Origin of the sequence: uncultured Flavobacterium sp. (assembly GCF_963922255.1) — a bacterium.
Classification (GTDB): Bacteria; Bacteroidota; Bacteroidia; order Flavobacteriales; family Flavobacteriaceae; genus Flavobacterium.
Genome location: NZ_CAWUIC010000006.1, coordinates 110812 through 127367, shown reverse-complemented (window position 1 = coordinate 127367; position 16556 = coordinate 110812). Strand labels below are relative to the sequence as shown.

Genomic DNA, 16556 nt, shown 5'->3' with positions numbered 1-16556 from the left:
AAAAATACTGAAACAAGTTCAGCATAAAATGAAAAACATCATACAAAACATAAACAAAGCTTTTGATCACAGGATTCGTCTTGGGATTATGTCTGTATTGATGGTAAATGAAAGTGCTGATTTTTCTACTTTAAAGGAATTACTTGGTGTAACCGATGGAAATTTGGCCAGTCATGCTAAAGCTTTGGAAAATGAAAATTACATAACTGTGGAAAAACAATTTATTGGTAAAAAACCCAATACCAGTTACATTGCAACTAAAGAAGGAAGAATTGCTTTTAAAAACCATATTGACGCGCTTGAAAAATTAATCTCAAAATCATAGAACCTTTTTTTTATTCATTTACTTTGAAATTCAAAGTACTTTTAATCTATAAATCATGAAAGAAATCATCATCGAAAAATTGTACAAAATTGTAAAAGTTCCTTATGAGTTTTTATTTAAAAATCAAAAAGCATGGAATGTTACTATTTCTGACTGCATTAATCTACCTGAAGAAAGTTTAGGGTTTCATTTGGGTTGTTTTCTATTGAAATATAATTTGGAACCTCAACCTAGATTAGAAGAACACGACATTTATCATGTATTGACTGATACAGGAGTTTTAGTAACAGATGAAATTAACATGCAATTTTATTTATTAGGCAATGGAAAAAAATCACCTTTTGTTTTTATGGTAATTGCAACTGGATTAGTCTTCTACCCTTTCAGGATAAAAACCTATTTAGAATTTTATAGAAAAGGAAAACAAGCCCATCAATTTTATCATTTGGATTTTTTGAAGATGCTTCCTGTTCCATTGGCAAACATTAAATCAACTTTTAATATTCAATAACAATAAATCAATAAAAATCATGGAAGAAATAGTTAAAAACCCATTTTATCAAAAAAATTATATTCCTATTTTATCCTTTACAATAGGAACAATTCTATTGCTTTTATATGCAATAACTAAAATTGATTTCTTACCGCTTATAGGGCTATTCTATGTTTATTTTGCCCTTTTTGCTAATAGTTGTTACCTACTTGCAGTGGTTACTCAACATTTTATTGAAAAAAGAAATAGCCAAGAAACTTTGACAAGAATTGGAATTACTTTATGCAACATTCCAATAACTCTTTTTTATATGTATTTAGTTTTTAACGTAATACATTAACCACAAAACCTTATAAACTTTTAAACACATAACCTTTTAACCATTAAAAAAAACATCATGGAAAATCAAACACAAAACCCGCAACAAAAACCTTCGTTTTTTCAATCTAACACAGCTAAAATGATTATGGTTGGATTACTTTGTTTATTCTTATTAATTCCTTTAGAATTAGTCAAAGGATTGATTTCAGAACGTTCACAACGCAAAAAAGAAATGACTCAAGAAGTCAATACGCTTTGGGGCTCAGACATTAAATTTTATGGTCCAATATTGAGCATTCCTTATTATAGTTTTGAAACTATTGAGGTAGTTGATGCCAATTCGCAACGTACAACACAAACTAAAAAAGTAATTAAAAATGCTTATTTTTTTCCTGAAAAACTAAATAACAATTCTGTCATTAAAAAGAGTAAGCCTTTAAAAAGAGGTTTGTACGAAAATGTGGTTTTTACTTCTACTATGGATTTTGAGGGTAACTTTGAAAAACCCAATTTTGAAAAACTGAATATCAATCCTGAAGCTGCTATTTGGGAAAAAGCTTCTGTAATTGTAAACACGACCAATTTAAAAAGCATAAAAAGTGATTTGAATATAAGTTTGAACAACCAACTTTTCTCTTTTGAATCTAAAGCGAATGAACGTTCTAATTATGGTGTTTTGGCTTCAAGTATTTTTGATTATAATACATTGCAAAACAATGATAAAATCAATTTTAAGTTTCAAATGAAATTTAATGGTAGTGAAAGTGTACAATTTATTCCTATTGGAAAAACTACCAATGTAAAAATTGATTCCGATTGGAAATCACCAAGTTTAATGGGAACTTTTGCAGCCAATGAAGAAAATAAAAAAGTAGATAGCACGGGTTTTCACGCAGAATGGAAATTACTAGAAATTAACAGACCTTTTTCACAACAATATGAAGAAAGTGTTCCAAATTTAAACGAATATTTATTTGGTGTAAAATTATTAGAAACTGTGGATCAATACCAACAAAATGAAAGAGCTTCCAAATATGGTTTCTTGGTAATTGGATTGACGTTTTTAGTCTTCTTTTTGATTCAATCGATTAGCAAAATCAACATTCATATTTTTCAATATACTATGATTGGTTTGGCATTAGTTATGTTTTATACCTTATTGATTTCTATTACAGAACATTCTACGTTTAGTATTGCTTATATGATTGCGTCTTTAGCTGTTATTGTAATGATTGTCCTTTATTCGATTTCAATTTTAAAGAATAAAAAATTCCCAACTTTTATTGGAATTTCATTAGCAGCTCTTTATAGCTTTATATTTGTCATAATTCAACTAGAAGATTATGCTTTATTGGTAGGAAGTATTGGCTTATTCTTGATTTTAGGAGCTGTGATGTATTTCTCTAAGAAAATAGATTGGAATAATTAGTTTTTTAGTTAACAGTTGATAGTTTAAAACCACAGATTCACAGATTTTAATCTTTGGATTTGTGGTTTTTCTATTTGAACAAATCCATAAAAAAAATGGCAATTACAGTTATTAAAGTCACAATTAATAAAATTTTAAAATATAACTTATGAACCTTTTTTTGTACTCTATAATCGTAAGTAGGAATAGTTTCTGTACCTGCAATGATTTCGTTTTTAATTAACAATTCATTGATTTTAATTCTGTCTTTATCTAATAAAATTATAGTGAATCAATTGTTAAATCGTTTTTGTAAAAAGGAATATTGTTTTCTATCAATAACTTTTCAAATAGAATTTTATCTTTGAATAAAATATTTAATTTAAAATGCTCTTGTAATTTTATATCTAAATTATTCATTTCTATTTAAAAAAATAAAAAATCAATTTAAATTTGTCATTGTTCCTGTAAAATTACCTGTAATAACATTATTATTATTTGAAAATGAAAAAGTTATAGTATAAACTCCATTTACTAAGTTAATTGTTGCTTGCCCTTGAGTCATATCATCTGAACTCAAAGAGTTAGAAGAAATATAAACTTGATTTTGAATGACAACATTTGTATTTATTCCTGAATGATCAATATAAGCATTGTTCAAACTAAAATTCGGATCATTTGTATTCAAAATTGGATAAGTAGTATTCTCAACATTTCCTGAACTTTGAATTGAAGTATACATATTAAAATCTATCAATTGAGTAATTTCATCTGAATAAACAAATTCATCATTTGCATAAGTGACATTACCGTTTGCTAAAATGAAATAAAATCTTCTGGGATTAAAATTAGGATCAGAGCCATCTGGATTTGGAATAATAAAACCTTTTGTAAGGTCATATTCTACACCATTAACTGCCATTTTTCCAACTATACTAATTGCTTCAGAACTATCATCATCAGAAGAACAAGAGTTTAATGACAATAAAAACAAAATTCCTAATAAAAATTTTAACTTCTTCATAAATTATATTTACTTCAAATTACTATTTTCCATCAACATAATCCTGCAAATATGCAAAACGTTCAGTTAATTTGCCGTTTTCTGTTACTTTAGCTCTTGCTAAAACACCATCTTTATCCTCATTAAAAAAAGCTGGAATTACTCTTTCTAAAAACACTTCACCAAAACCTTCACTAGCATCTTTTGGCAACTCACATGGCAAATTATCTACAGCCATAACTACAACAGCAGATGGATGAGTAAAAGGCACTTCTTTATCTTCACTAGCTAAATAACCATATAAAGGTTCAGCAATGGTACTAGGTCGAATAGTACAAGCCACTGGTCCATCAATATCGCACGAAATATCTGCCACAACTTTTAGTTTGCATTTTGGAGATTTCAACATTTCTTTACTTAAGATAATTGGTGCACCATTTCCATAAAAATGTCCTGCCATAAAAATATCGGACACATGGGTAAACTTTTCAAAATCTGATTCATATTCAGATGGATTTGAATAAAAATCAAATTTATCTAATACTTGACCATCTTTTCTTTTATTATAGTCTAAAACATCAATATGAGTATAAACAGGGACATCATATTTTTTGTTCAAATAATTTTCAACGGATACTTCTTTCATTTTCATGGCATCAAGCATTTCTTTGGCACCATGAGCTACTTTACCACTTCCAGTAAGAACAATTTTTATGTTAGGTAATTGATTTCTTCTTAATCGTTCAATCAGAGTTTTTTGATCAGGTAACGTTTCTGCTTTAGCTAGATTAAACAATTCATATTTCATACCAAAAGCTCTAATTCCGTTGTAAGCACCAACAATTCCGGCATAACGACCAAAACCAATTAAGCGATGATTTTCTTGATTAACAATAGTTTCATGGTCGTATAATTCGATATTTTTTTCTAATATGGCTAGAAGCAAACTACGATTATACGGTTGCTTTTTGATGGTATGGGAAAAGAAAAAATACTTTTTATTAGGAATCAAAGCATCTAAAGGAACTTCTTTAACACCAATCAACACGTCACAATCAGTCATATCAGTAACTACATCTAAACCTTTTTCTTGGTATTGTTCATCTGAAAAGATACGAACATCGGAAGATTCAACCTTAATTTCTGCTTGTGGAAATTCATTTTTAAAAGCTTCAAGTCTGAAAGGAGAAAAAACAACTCTTCTATCAGGTGGGTTTTTACGTTCTTTAATTATTCCGAATTTCATTTTATATTGTTTAGTTACGCACATTAATTTAAAGTACACAAATATAGCTTTTGAATATCTATTCGCAAAAGATTTTTTAATTGATAAAATAGTAGTAATTTTGGCATAGTTTTAGAAGTTAGAAGTTTTCAGAATTCTAAATTCTAAATTAAAAAAGGGGTCGACTGGTTTTGACAGCGAGTGGAATTAACTAGTAAGCACGTCGAGCATTGTATGTTTTGCTCGTAAATCCAAACGTACAACATTTTACACGGCGAAAATAATTACGCTTTAGCTGCTTAATCCGAATTATAGTACGATTTGCCTAGTTCCTACAAGGTAGGAAAGCTAGATTCTCAACAAAAGCCTTGGTTTATGGCGTTTGGATTTTGGGAACCGTAAAAGTAAACCTAGAAACGGTAAAACTTTAAATCCGTTTTGAACTGGTAAAGTTAAGCAAAGAGTGGTTGTTTCTAACCTAGCTTTTTGTCGAAAATTCAATTAGAAACTAAGCGTGAAGAAAGCTTTTTGATTGCTTGTTTGGACGAGAGTTCGATTCTCTCCGACTCCACTTAAATAACCGTAATTTACTTATAATTAAGTGATTACGGTTTTTTTATATTCGATTTTACTACTCTATTGATGACCAACAATTGGTTAATTTTGGTTTTAATATAATCTTCTTAACTGCTATTTATTTAATTATTAGGTACTAGAACCACCTAGCATCTATGGGGTTTATATGGGATATGTATAGGACAAAACAATATTTTTAATCTAAAGCGATCTCAACTCTATTATAGTAGTAATGTATTTTTTGCCTGTTTAGGGAATTTGTTCTACTAATAACCATTTCTTATCTATTAAACCCAGCGCACATAATATCCACTTTATCTGGGATTATCTAATAATGGTGAAAAATGAGATTCATGATTTTAATTTACTGAAATGAAACTTTATAAAAAAGCATATTTATTAAGTGTAGAATTGCTAATCTGTTGGTTGTGGAATTGACAATTAATAAGGTATTAAATGTAGAGGAAAATGAGAAGCAATTGTAAAAACAATGCATTAACCTGTCGGGTGCGATGGTGCAGTAGCTCAAGCATGGGTGTTATTTTTTGATTTGCTTTGTGGGATATTTGTGATTGCTATTATGAATAGTTGATGCCACTATTAGTGTTCAGTAATTTGTGGTTTAGAAATGCTATGGCATCAGCTATTGTGAAAGTAATGGACCTGGTAGTTGTGGCAAATGAAAAATAATACTTATGCTGGGATTTTTGATTTTGTGGGTTTCTTAAGTATTGAACAGGTGGGAGATTTTAATTTGTAGTTATAGGTGTTTTGGAAAAGTGAAGAAACGCATAATAAGCAATGCAAATGCTACCGATGTCTGCACAAAGTATATAAAGACCGTTACCGTAAAAATTCTTTAGAAAATTTATAAGTGTACTTATTCCTATGGAAAGCAGAACGTTGTTTAAGGCAGTGGCGAAGGACGGTGTTTTTTGTAGCTGGGTAATGCGATGGGAGCTGCAAAAAATGCTGTCCTGGAGCCACTGCCTCGAGTGTGGGGTGAACGGATGTTTAATATAATGTCATCTTATTGTGCGTGACAAACCCGATTTCAATACACAAAGCTGTTATGCACTAGAAGGTTAATTATGTAATAATAGTTTGGGAGTGGTTGTTGTGTGTTTTTATCGTTTGTTTTTTGGATTGGGTGTATGTGGATAAAAAAAGGTGGACTGTGTGCGAGGGCCCTTCGACAAGCTCAGGATGACGGTTAACGGAATTTTGATTTTTAGTTGAAAACAGGGAGCCTTATTTTATTGACTTACTTTGGGTAAAACAAGTGCTAAAAACACATAAAATACCACTAGTGCGTTGGGGAGCCCTTCGGCAAGCTCAGGATAAACTAAGACTGGGTGGGTGAAACTACTTCAGCGAAGCGTTCCTATTTTAATAATTAACATCAAATTACATAGAAGCTTTTCTTTCTACTTCATTAATAAGTTTATTTAATTTATTTAATGAGTTTACTTCTTTATTTAATGCATTAGTATAAAATAATTCAATGTCTAATTCCTTACATTTTTCAATTATAGATGAATTAGGCAATTCCCTTGATACTAAAATTGATTTTGCAATAGCTCCTCCATATGTTTGTTTTACAATCTTCATTTTATTGATATCTTCTTGTTTTACTAAACCTGATTTACATTCAATAAAAATCAACTTTTTTCCTGTGTTTATTAAAATATCAATTTCGTTTTTTGTTGTATTCTTATCTGATTTGAAATTTAGCTCAAAACCTAAAAATAATTCTTTAAATTTTATTGTTTTAGCAATTTCATTAGCAATTAATAATTCCCACCATACTGCTTTAAAAAACAAGTCCTGTAATATGAGAGAATTTATATTCAATAAGACTTTATTATTAGATTCTATTTTTAAAACTGATTGATTCCAAATCACTTTGAGATTATTATTAATTGATTCATTACCAGATAAAGGCAATGGATTATTATTATTCAGATATTTTTTTCTAAAATATCCGATAATTACTTTATACCTATTGTCATTATTAGCAAAATTTTTAATTTTCTCAGCAGTTTTTATATCTTCTTCTTTAAAATCTTTAATTGTTTTATAATTGTAAGTTTTATGTCCACTTAAATCAAAAAATTCATTTACGGTTAACTCCAAACTAATATTTTTCCTTTCGTATGAAGGTAATTCCAAATAAGAATCATCTTGATTAATGTAGAATCCTTTTAACTCTTTTTCGTGTATAATAGCTTGACAAGCTAATACCATAATTTTAGTTCCACCTGTAAGATTGAATTCAATGATGTCGTTTGGATTTAATTTATGAATTATCTTTTCACAAATGGATTTAATTTCATAAAAGTCAAAAGGATTACATTGATATCCATTAAACGGAATACCTTTAATAATTGGTTTTAAGTTGTTTAAACTTGCAACCGATTCTTTTGAAACAATAAAGTGTATTTTGTCAGGATTAAATTCTTTAATACCTACATATATTGGTAACAATTGACCTCCAACAAGTGAAATTTGATGTTTCATTATATGAATAATTCAGGTTGATTGATTAAAGGATCGTAAACTATATTCAGAATCTCTGATCCTGGTAAAGGTTTTCGTAATTCTTTTAAATATTCAGCAAAATCTACATAAACTATCTTACAACCATAATCTTTTCCAAAGATACTTGCTGCAGCTACCATGGATTTTTTTCCACCCGTAATATCAAGAGTTATATTTGAGCTTGGATTCAAAATCAAAGATTCTTTTAAAGCCTTATACAAAGTGTTGAAATTTTCATCTTCAATATATATCATTTCATAATTTGTATCTAAAAACTTTTCTAAGTAATCATTTCCGTCACTTTTATTGTTTGTTGTAAAAATAATATGCTTTTCAGGTTCAATGGCTTTAGCAGTTAAAATAATTGGTTCTGGAGAAAAACCTAAAATTGAAAATAGGACACCACCCGAAGGAATACTTTCTTTATAATTACTTTTAAAATTATCAATTACTGCTTCAAAAAGATTTTCATAATAAAGCTCTTGAGCTCTATTAAAATTTCCTGATTTAGCTAATTCTAGCCATTCGTTTAAATATGGAATTTGCTTTTTCATTATAGTATTTCTAATGTTAAATTAAAAAATTTAAGAAAATATTTTTCTCTATTAAATTGAAAGTATTGCTTTTTAATGATTGTAAAGGTATTGCCTTCAAAAACACAATCATATGTATAATTACCAACTGTTAAATGAGCATTCTTATCTGATATTCCATAAAAAATTGGAAGTTTTACAAAATCGTCCTTTTCAACATTGATGCTTGTGCTAACTTTTACAATGAGGTCTTGTGGTAATAATGGTGGAGAAATCTTTTTATACTTTTCATAATTAATATAAGTTTTGATTAAATCAATTCTTTGAGGTGATAGAATAAATTTATAATTACTGTTATTGATTAAATATTTATGAAAATCTAGAAAATTTTTTCTTTGCATTTCATCTAATTTGTATCCAATTTCAAAACCATTTGTTAAACCATGATTCCCATCAATATTAGCTGTAAAAATCATTGCCTCATTTTCTGTAACAATACCTTTTGAGTGATTGTCATAATTTGCAAAAATATCACATCCTAATTCTGCTAAAAACTGAGAAGCAACAATATGATCGTTACGATAATTCATTCCTCTACAAAATATATTCACAAGTACATCTCTTTGATTTGCTTTTTTAATTGCTTCCACAAATTCCTGAATATTCTGCAAACCTACAATACTGTAAGTTGATAAATAAATAAAATCATTTGCTTCATCAATACATTTAATTATTTGTTCTAAAAGATTTGTGTGATTTTCCGTAAAAGTGTATCTGAGGCTTGAATCCTCAGGGGCAGGTAAATTTTCGAAAGTATCATCAACATCTGAACTTATTACAAACATTTTATTTGAACTAGAAGAATCTAAAAACTTTGTATAATTAGTGCCTTTTTGATAGATAATATCAAATAACTTATCTAATTCTTGACTACTCTCTTCATCCATATACACCCCAGATTCCATATTTTCATTTAATGATGGAGTTGTGAGGTTTGCGCTAGTAATAAAACCTTTATCTCTATCGGAAATAATAAACTTTGCATGAGCAGATTCAGAAGCTCTGACATGAACACCTACATCATATAATTTTTTGATATTTGATAAATGTTTTACTTCTGGTTTTTCTGCTATTTCCTCCTCTGTGATAAAATCTAAATTATCACTTCTACTTGTCATTTTTTTAGCATCAAACTGAGTTAATATGAATATAACAACATCGGTTGATGTTGCCTTGTCTATTAATACTTCAAAAATTTCATTATCAGTAATTATAAAACTACAAATTTTAAGTACTGTTTCTGCCGAATCGATAATTTCAATTATCTCATTTTTAAGTCTTTTATCTTCTTTATGAGTACAATAAATGGATTCATAATCATAAAAATTATAAGTAGATTGTTGGCTCTCTATGCTTATAAATGCTCCTTGATTGAGGACATCAGTATGTTTAACTTCGAAACTCATTAATTAGGTAATATCATGTGATTAAAAATATCTATACTTTCTAAAACTTCAAATTCTCCGGCTGCTATTAGACATTCTCTAAAATCGTATTTATACTCTGGATGAAAAAACACAATGGTTTGAAAATCTTTCTTGTTTTTTGTATATTCATCAATGATTTTTTTAAACTTGATTACTTTATTAACAAATTCATCTGTGGATTTATAATACAAATAGAGCATGAATACATTGTTATAAGTATTTACTATTGTATAGTCTCTTTCCCTCAATAAATTTGATATTAATGTCTTTCTATCATTTGAAGCAAACAACATTTTTTTTGTGATGTTGATACCAATTTCAGATTCTTCATTAATCAAATTTTCTATTTCAACATTTTTTAAGTTATAAAGCTTTTCAACTACTTCTTTTAGGTCTTCTTTACTGAAAATAAAACATTTTTGATTACTTTCTTTGTATTTGTCAATTTCATTCCAATTAGAAGTAATAAGTGGTTTTTTATCTGTATTTACTTCCTCCCCTTTTTTAGGTATTATAATTTTAAATTGTAAATTTTTGATTCTTTCTATACAATTCTTTTCAAATCCTATAACATTTTTGCGTGCTTCATCATAGTATGAATTTTCACTATCAAAAGCATGAAATACAAAGCCATCAATTAATTCTTTTTTTATTCCATTTACACTTTTAGAAACTTTAATTAGAACTGGTAATGAAAGTTTTGTAAAAGATATATCTTCAATTTCAACTAAGCCTAATGGAATTGCATAGTTTTCTCTTTCTAGTTCAGGGATATCCATTATTTTATTTACTAAAGTTTCTTTTGTAATTGGAGTGTGGACAATATCTGGAGCAAATGGTCTATTAATACTAGTTTTTCCTTTGTTATTTGTATAATATTCAATATCATACTCACTAAAAAAATTGGCTTTATAGAATTTGTAAAAATCGTCACTTAAAGGGTTTAAATTAATACCATCTAAATAAAAGTCATATGATTTTTTATGAAGTCGTTTTAAAGTTTTATGAATAAAAACTTCTTTACCTAACTCTGTAATGATAAAATCATTTTCTTTTTTTTCTAAATGATTATCTACAATCAATTTATCAATGCGGTATTCTATTAGTTTTTTTGAAGTACCTAAAATAGCTGCTAGTTGTAATTGTGAATAATTTGATTTTATATTTAAACAATCTATTATTAATTGGTCTAAACTGTCTAAACTATCAATTGAACTGTCTAGAATATTTGTATGAATACAATATATTGGATATTGTATACAAAACATACCAAGAATCTTTTCACCTTTTACTGAAAGTTCCTTGTAAATTTTCTCTATATCTAAGCTAAATAAACCCATATTATATTTTTACTGCAATTTGTTTTTTATTGTAATCTATTTCATGGATTTTGACTTCAATTTCATCATTTATATTCACAATGTAATTCTCTGGAATTTGTCGATTGTGAAGTAATGCATCAAAAATGTTATCTAATTTGACAAAATAACCAAATTCGACTTTCTTTGTAATTATTGCTTTAATAGTTTTGTCTACAGAAAGATTATCTTTTATTGAATCCAAATACTTATTTCTCTTACTCAAAGCAATATTATCTCTTTCCTTTTTTGATAATGGTAATATTAACGTTATTCTTTCTTGATCTTTATCTATTTTATATATCGATAATTTGATAGTTTGCCCTTTCTCCAAACCTTCAAAATATTTTAATTGATGATTTGGGATATGTGATTTTGGCAATAAAGCTTTTACACCATCAATATAAAAGAAAGCTCCAAACATTTTTTCATTTGTTTTACCTATGTTATCAAATTTTGTTTCTACAATATCACCTGTTTTATACTTTTTATAAAAATCTTCAAATGGTTTTATCTTGTTATTATAATTGGCAATATTTATGAAGTTTCCTATTTCTGTCTTCCTACTTAGCTTTACTAACTTTTTAAATAAATCTGTATAATTAAAAAGAAGGTCGAAGTGTGAACGTTTATCGGTTAATGTTGTCGCATTTCCAACTAAAATTAATTTTTTCTTTGCTCTACTAAACGCTACATTCAATCTTCTTGCATCGTCTAAAAAGCCAACTTTATTTGAAACTTTCTTACCATTTACAATTGTTGGTTTTAAAAAGTTTGATGCTCTTGTAAAACTAAAAATAATGATATCATATTCTTTACCTTGGAAGGAATCTAGTGTAGCCACATCAATATTTTTTTGTTGGCATAACGTTGATTTCTTTATAAAGTTCTTAATATTTGAAACTTGAAATTTATATGGCGCTATTATCGCAATATTTTTTTTATCAATTTCGTTTTTGAACAATTCAGGCAAAATAAATTCAGATATATATTCTGCTTCAGTATCATTTTTTACAGCATTCTCGCTTTTTATTTCATAAGGATTTGAGGTGTTAGAAGTGTCAAAGAATATGATTTCTTTATCAAATGGAGCAGGTAAATTTAATCTATTTAGATGTGTTCTACTTCCCATTTCTACTTCAGCACCATAAAATGATTCTGATACAAATTTTCCAATATTTGGATGCATTCTATGTTGATAATTCAACATTTCTTTATTGTCTTTGGGAAACAAATCTACATCAATACGATTTACTATAAATTCAAAAAAAGATGTCTTTAAAGCATGAGCAATTTCATCTTCGGTGAAACCATAGCCATATATTGAATTTGGAAAGCTATTTTTATCATTTTTATCCAAAAGTGAACTATCCATATATGGTGGTAATTGCATTTGATCTCCAACAAGGATTATTTTCTTACCTAACTCCATTGCTACTAATGATTCTGCTATATTTGCTTTACCTGCTTCATCAATAATAACCGTATCAAATTTGAAATTAGTTTCCCTAAAAATCTTATCCCCTTTTATTCCAATACAAGTAGCAAATACAACGTCTACAGAATTGTAAATAAATGGTTGTAATAAAATTTCGTATTCCTTACTAAATGAATTTTCCCAGTTTTCAAGTATTGTAATGGTTTCAATTAACTCTTGCTCAGAAAGATTTGATATATTGTCTCGTAAAAGAAAATGCTTTTGTATAAATGTTTCCTTTTGTGAATTATAGTTTTCGGCTAGTTGATAAACTTTATCTTTAAAGCTATTTCTTTGTTCTGTAGATTCTGTATTATTTTCATTAAATGCTAGTAATAACTTTGTTAACTCTTTTTGATTAGTTATAAATTTTTTGAAATCCAATTTATACTCTTCAACCAAATTCTCATAACAATATTTCACCAAACTTTCATCAATTCTCTCAATATTTCCTACTCTCAAAAGATTTAAATTTGGCTTTCTTGAGATTTTTTCAAGAACATTATCAACTGCCACGTGATTTTGACCTGTTACTAAAATTTTTTCTCCTTTTTTAGTTAATTGCTCAATGATTTCCGCAATAACAGTTGTTTTCCCTGTGCCTGGAGGACCTTGTATTAAAAATACATTTTGATTACCAATAGCTTTTTCAACAGCTTTGATTTGATTGTTATCCGGTTGTTCTTCTTTTGTTCTTTGTAAATCTTCATTAATAAAGGTAACCTGTTTTTTTATTGGATTTTTGACATCAGGGTTCACCAACAATGATTCTATATGGTCAATTTTAATTTTTCTTTCTAAGAAATCTTTGATGATTTCTCTTTGAATATCAAATTGTCTCGTTGATACTTTAACATCAATGTAAAAACCATTTTCTAAATTTGTTAAATTTATTTCATTAATAAAATCAATTTGATATTCGTCATTTATTATTGAAATTACACCTTCACTTACTTTTTGTTTTTTTTGGTCTTTTACTACTCTGATGTTAACAATATTATCCTCTGCTAATTCTAATCTATCTCCTACTACCTGAGGAATTTGAATAGCACTATTACCTTTATTACTTTTTACTCTTCTGAAATCTTTAATTTCTATACTATTTGCTTTGTCTTTTTTTAATAGATCAATTTGATACTCTAAAAATTTGTCGATGATTCCTAATGTTCTTCCTTCTTGTTTTAAAATTTCCCCTGATTCTATTTTTAGATTTTGATAAATTTCAAAACATTCTGTTTTTGTAACACAATAATTTAAAAATTTACTTTGAGAATCGTCAAATGGAATTATACCATTTGGTGCTACCAACTTTACTTTATTATTTAAAAGAAATGAGCCATATTTTTCATTATTCTTTTTTGCTACAGAAGCAAATTGAAATGATTGGCCAAAACTGAAATTCTTAATCAAAAACTTGACATCTTTACCTTTGTTATCTTTAATAACCTCACCGTAAAAATTAATTTCATTATTATATAAAGTAAACTCTATTATCTCATTAGGTTTGTTCTCTTTATTGTTTTTTTTGTCGATTCGTGTATTTAATTTGAACCAATATTTTTCATTAGACAATTTATCTAATAGTATTTTTTCATTTTTATCGTTATACTTTTCACCATTTAAAAAATAAGGTATGGCTTGAGATTTAAAATTATTTTCATAAGAAGCATCACTCATTCTAAATTGAATGTAAAATGTTACTCCAGTATCAATTTCTTTACTAAAAATATTATTATCTATTTCAAAACCTTTTTCAATACCTTTTAACTGTTCTTTAGAAGCTGTGTTGCCTAAAATTGATTGTTTAAAATTTGAAAATGTTCTTAGTTCAGGTTCAATAAAACTTGCATGTTCTTCAATTAGTTTTTCATATTTAGACTCATCTAATTCCTGATGAACTATAGGAATGAATTCTAATAAATATGCATCATTTAGTTTAGCATTTATCCTAAAATTCTCATTTTTTATAGTGTCTTTACCAACATTTTTATTTAGTAAACCAAATAATAAGTTATTTGTTTTTACTATGTAATTTTTGTGTAGATTTTGTACAATTTCTAAATTAACTTCTTCTCCTCTTGTTATTTTTTCCCATTTAGCTGTTTGATTTAAAGGTTTTACTAAATGTTTTTGAGATAGAATGATTTGCTTTTTCTTTTCATCAACTTTTAAAATAACTGCTTGTATATTGGAGCCAATTTTATATTTTTTAAATACTTCTTCTCCTTGTGGTAATGACCAAGAAATATCTAAAACCGATAGTCTTCCAACGAATCCTCCTACATAAGAAGTTACAATTTGAGAAGGGGCTATTATTTTTGTTATTGAAACATCTACTACATTACCAATAGTAAATAATCTTTTATCATTTTTAATTTTTTTTTGAGCTTCTTTTTCTTGGATTTCGCTTCTAATTTTATTTAAGACTAATCCATTTTTAACTAAACGGTTTATTACTTCCTTTGAAACTTCCTTTTTTCTGTTATCATATGAAAATTGATAACACAGTAAATCGTACTCAGATTGAGAAATTTTTGCATTAGGGCTGCTTTCAATATGAATATCCTTTTCTTTTAAAAAATCTACAGCTCTATCTAATGATAAATTTAGCTCTCTTAAAACTTTATTAATACGAATTACTCTTTCTTCAGCCATTGAAATTAAATTTTAATAAAAACAACAAAAAAGAATCATAGCATGAAAATGATTATTTCAATTGTTAAGAATAAATACGAGTTTAATTTTGTGATTTTTAGTTAAAAAATATAAAACCAATCGTATTTACGATTCAGTATATAAAAATATATAAAGCAAATGAATGAAAAATGAGGAAAACCTCATTTTGAATCAAAAATATTAACAATTCTTGTTAACAACATTACAAAGTTCATATTAAAATTTGCACTAAATGAATTTATTTTGGTCAGAAGCTTTTATATTTAAAGACTATTATTTTGTAATAAAAAGAAAGATTTTAATTTATCTATATTAATATAATATTAATATTTTTATTCTTTTATCTGAAAGGATTTCGTTTTCGAGCAATGTATTCATTGGCTTCATTTTCTATGTCTTGTCTTGTTTTGACTTTATTTGCATATATCCATTCATCTATCTCTTCTTTTTTAAAAAATAGCTTTTTACCTAATTTGTAATGTGGGATTTCTGCAGTTGATGTTAACTTATAAATTGCAGATGTAGAAGTACCCATATAAGCAACCACTTCTTTCAAATTCATTGGTTTGGATTCTGCAACAATACTATTTTCTGTTTTTAGATTGGATATTGCTTTTTCAATTCTATCTAATCTTTCCATTATTAACTCAATTTTCCATAATCAAAAGTTTTTAGTTTTAGTAAAATTAACGAAATGAAGCAAACAAAGAAGCGGCTTTAGGAGTACCTGGACTAAAGACGGTTTTTGTGCAGGTGAATGAGGTAATTTAAATATATGTATATATATTATTATTGAGAATATGGTATAAGATATAATTTCCTCAAAATACACTAATAAACTTTAAATTACGCAATAAGTCGACAGTCGTCTATTGTACAATTGTCTACTAAATCACATCTTCGTAAAATGGAAAATATTAAAGTAAAATTCGGACAAAGAGTTAAAGAATTGAGATTATCAAAAGGATATTCTCAAGAAAAATTAGCTGAAATCTCTGATTTAGATAGAACTTATATTCCTGGTATTGAAGCAGGAAAAAGAAATGTATCATTAGTTGTTGTAGAAAAAATAGCAAAAGCATTTACTATTTCAATCTCTGAACTTTTAAATAAACTCTAAAAACATTACTAAC

Annotated in this window: 13 protein-coding genes and 1 other RNA gene; 6 read left to right on the top strand and 8 right to left on the bottom strand. The window is 27.4% G+C overall.

All coding sequences use genetic code 11. From position 1 onward, the window contains the following. Positions 1-28: 28 nt before the first annotated feature. The 4 genes from AABJ49_RS06760 to creD are packed head-to-tail and all read left to right on the top strand — an operon-like array spanning position 29 to position 2568. On the top strand, positions 29-325 hold the full coding sequence (locus AABJ49_RS06760; protein ID WP_338377255.1) for a transcriptional regulator: 297 nt from the start codon (positions 29-31) through the stop codon (positions 323-325). 55 nt (positions 326-380) lie between these two features. Next, on the top strand, positions 381-836 hold the full coding sequence (locus tag AABJ49_RS06755; RefSeq protein WP_338377253.1) for a hypothetical protein: 456 nt from the start codon (positions 381-383) through the stop codon (positions 834-836). A gap of 19 nt (positions 837-855) precedes the next feature. After that, positions 856-1158, top strand: coding sequence for a hypothetical protein (locus AABJ49_RS06750; RefSeq protein WP_338377251.1), 303 nt, complete (start codon positions 856-858; stop codon positions 1156-1158). A 57-nt stretch (positions 1159-1215) separates the two neighbouring features. Then, a complete protein-coding gene (gene creD / locus AABJ49_RS06745; protein WP_338377249.1) occupies positions 1216-2568 on the top strand; it encodes a cell envelope integrity protein CreD in 1353 nt (450 codons plus the stop codon). Positions 2569-2989: 421 nt separating this feature from the next. Here creD and AABJ49_RS06740 read toward each other — a convergent pair whose 3' ends face one another. Together AABJ49_RS06740 and AABJ49_RS06735 are read right to left on the bottom strand one after the other, a co-directional pair. Next, entirely contained in the window at positions 2990-3571 is a 582-nt protein-coding gene (locus AABJ49_RS06740) for a hypothetical protein (protein ID WP_338377247.1), read from the bottom strand. 22 nt (positions 3572-3593) lie between these two features. Next, positions 3594-4796, bottom strand: coding sequence for an NAD(P)-dependent oxidoreductase (locus AABJ49_RS06735; protein WP_338377245.1), 1203 nt, complete (start codon positions 4794-4796; stop codon positions 3594-3596). Positions 4797-4952: 156 nt separating this feature from the next. Between AABJ49_RS06735 and ssrA the strand changes: the two genes are divergently transcribed. Continuing rightward, positions 4953-5349, top strand: a transfer-messenger RNA (tmRNA) gene (gene ssrA / locus AABJ49_RS06730). A gap of 1409 nt (positions 5350-6758) precedes the next feature. Here ssrA and AABJ49_RS06725 read toward each other — a convergent pair. The 6 genes from AABJ49_RS06725 to AABJ49_RS06700 form a co-directional block, all read right to left on the bottom strand. Then, positions 6759-7871: a DUF1887 family CARF protein gene (locus tag AABJ49_RS06725; RefSeq protein WP_338377243.1), complete on the bottom strand. Its 1113-nt coding sequence runs from the start codon at positions 7869-7871 to the stop codon at positions 6759-6761. Further along, the gene (locus AABJ49_RS06720) at positions 7871-8446 is read right to left on the bottom strand and encodes a hypothetical protein (protein WP_338377241.1); all 576 of its coding nucleotides are present in this window, start codon (positions 8444-8446) and stop codon (positions 7871-7873) included. Before AABJ49_RS06720 ends, AABJ49_RS06725 begins: the two co-directional genes overlap by 1 nt. Then, complete coding sequence (locus AABJ49_RS06715; protein ID WP_338377239.1) at positions 8446-9891, bottom strand: phospholipase D-like domain-containing protein; 1446 nt, start codon at positions 9889-9891, stop codon at positions 8446-8448. Before AABJ49_RS06715 ends, AABJ49_RS06720 begins: the two co-directional genes overlap by 1 nt. Continuing rightward, positions 9891-11252: a hypothetical protein gene (locus AABJ49_RS06710; protein ID WP_338377238.1), complete on the bottom strand. Its 1362-nt coding sequence runs from the start codon at positions 11250-11252 to the stop codon at positions 9891-9893. The genes AABJ49_RS06715 and AABJ49_RS06710 overlap by 1 nt, the downstream gene beginning before the upstream one ends. 1 nt (position 11253) lies before the next feature. Continuing rightward, positions 11254-15402, bottom strand: coding sequence for an AAA domain-containing protein (locus AABJ49_RS06705; RefSeq protein WP_338377236.1), 4149 nt, complete (start codon positions 15400-15402; stop codon positions 11254-11256). Positions 15403-15763: 361 nt separating this feature from the next. After that, positions 15764-16063 (bottom strand): helix-turn-helix domain-containing protein, encoded by a 300-nt coding sequence (locus AABJ49_RS06700; protein ID WP_338377234.1) that lies wholly within the window; start codon positions 16061-16063, stop codon positions 15764-15766. Positions 16064-16330: 267 nt separating this feature from the next. Between AABJ49_RS06700 and AABJ49_RS06695 the strand changes: the two genes are divergently transcribed. Then, the gene (locus AABJ49_RS06695) at positions 16331-16543 is read left to right on the top strand and encodes a helix-turn-helix transcriptional regulator (RefSeq protein WP_338377232.1); all 213 of its coding nucleotides are present in this window, start codon (positions 16331-16333) and stop codon (positions 16541-16543) included. Positions 16544-16556: the final 13 nt, after the last annotated feature.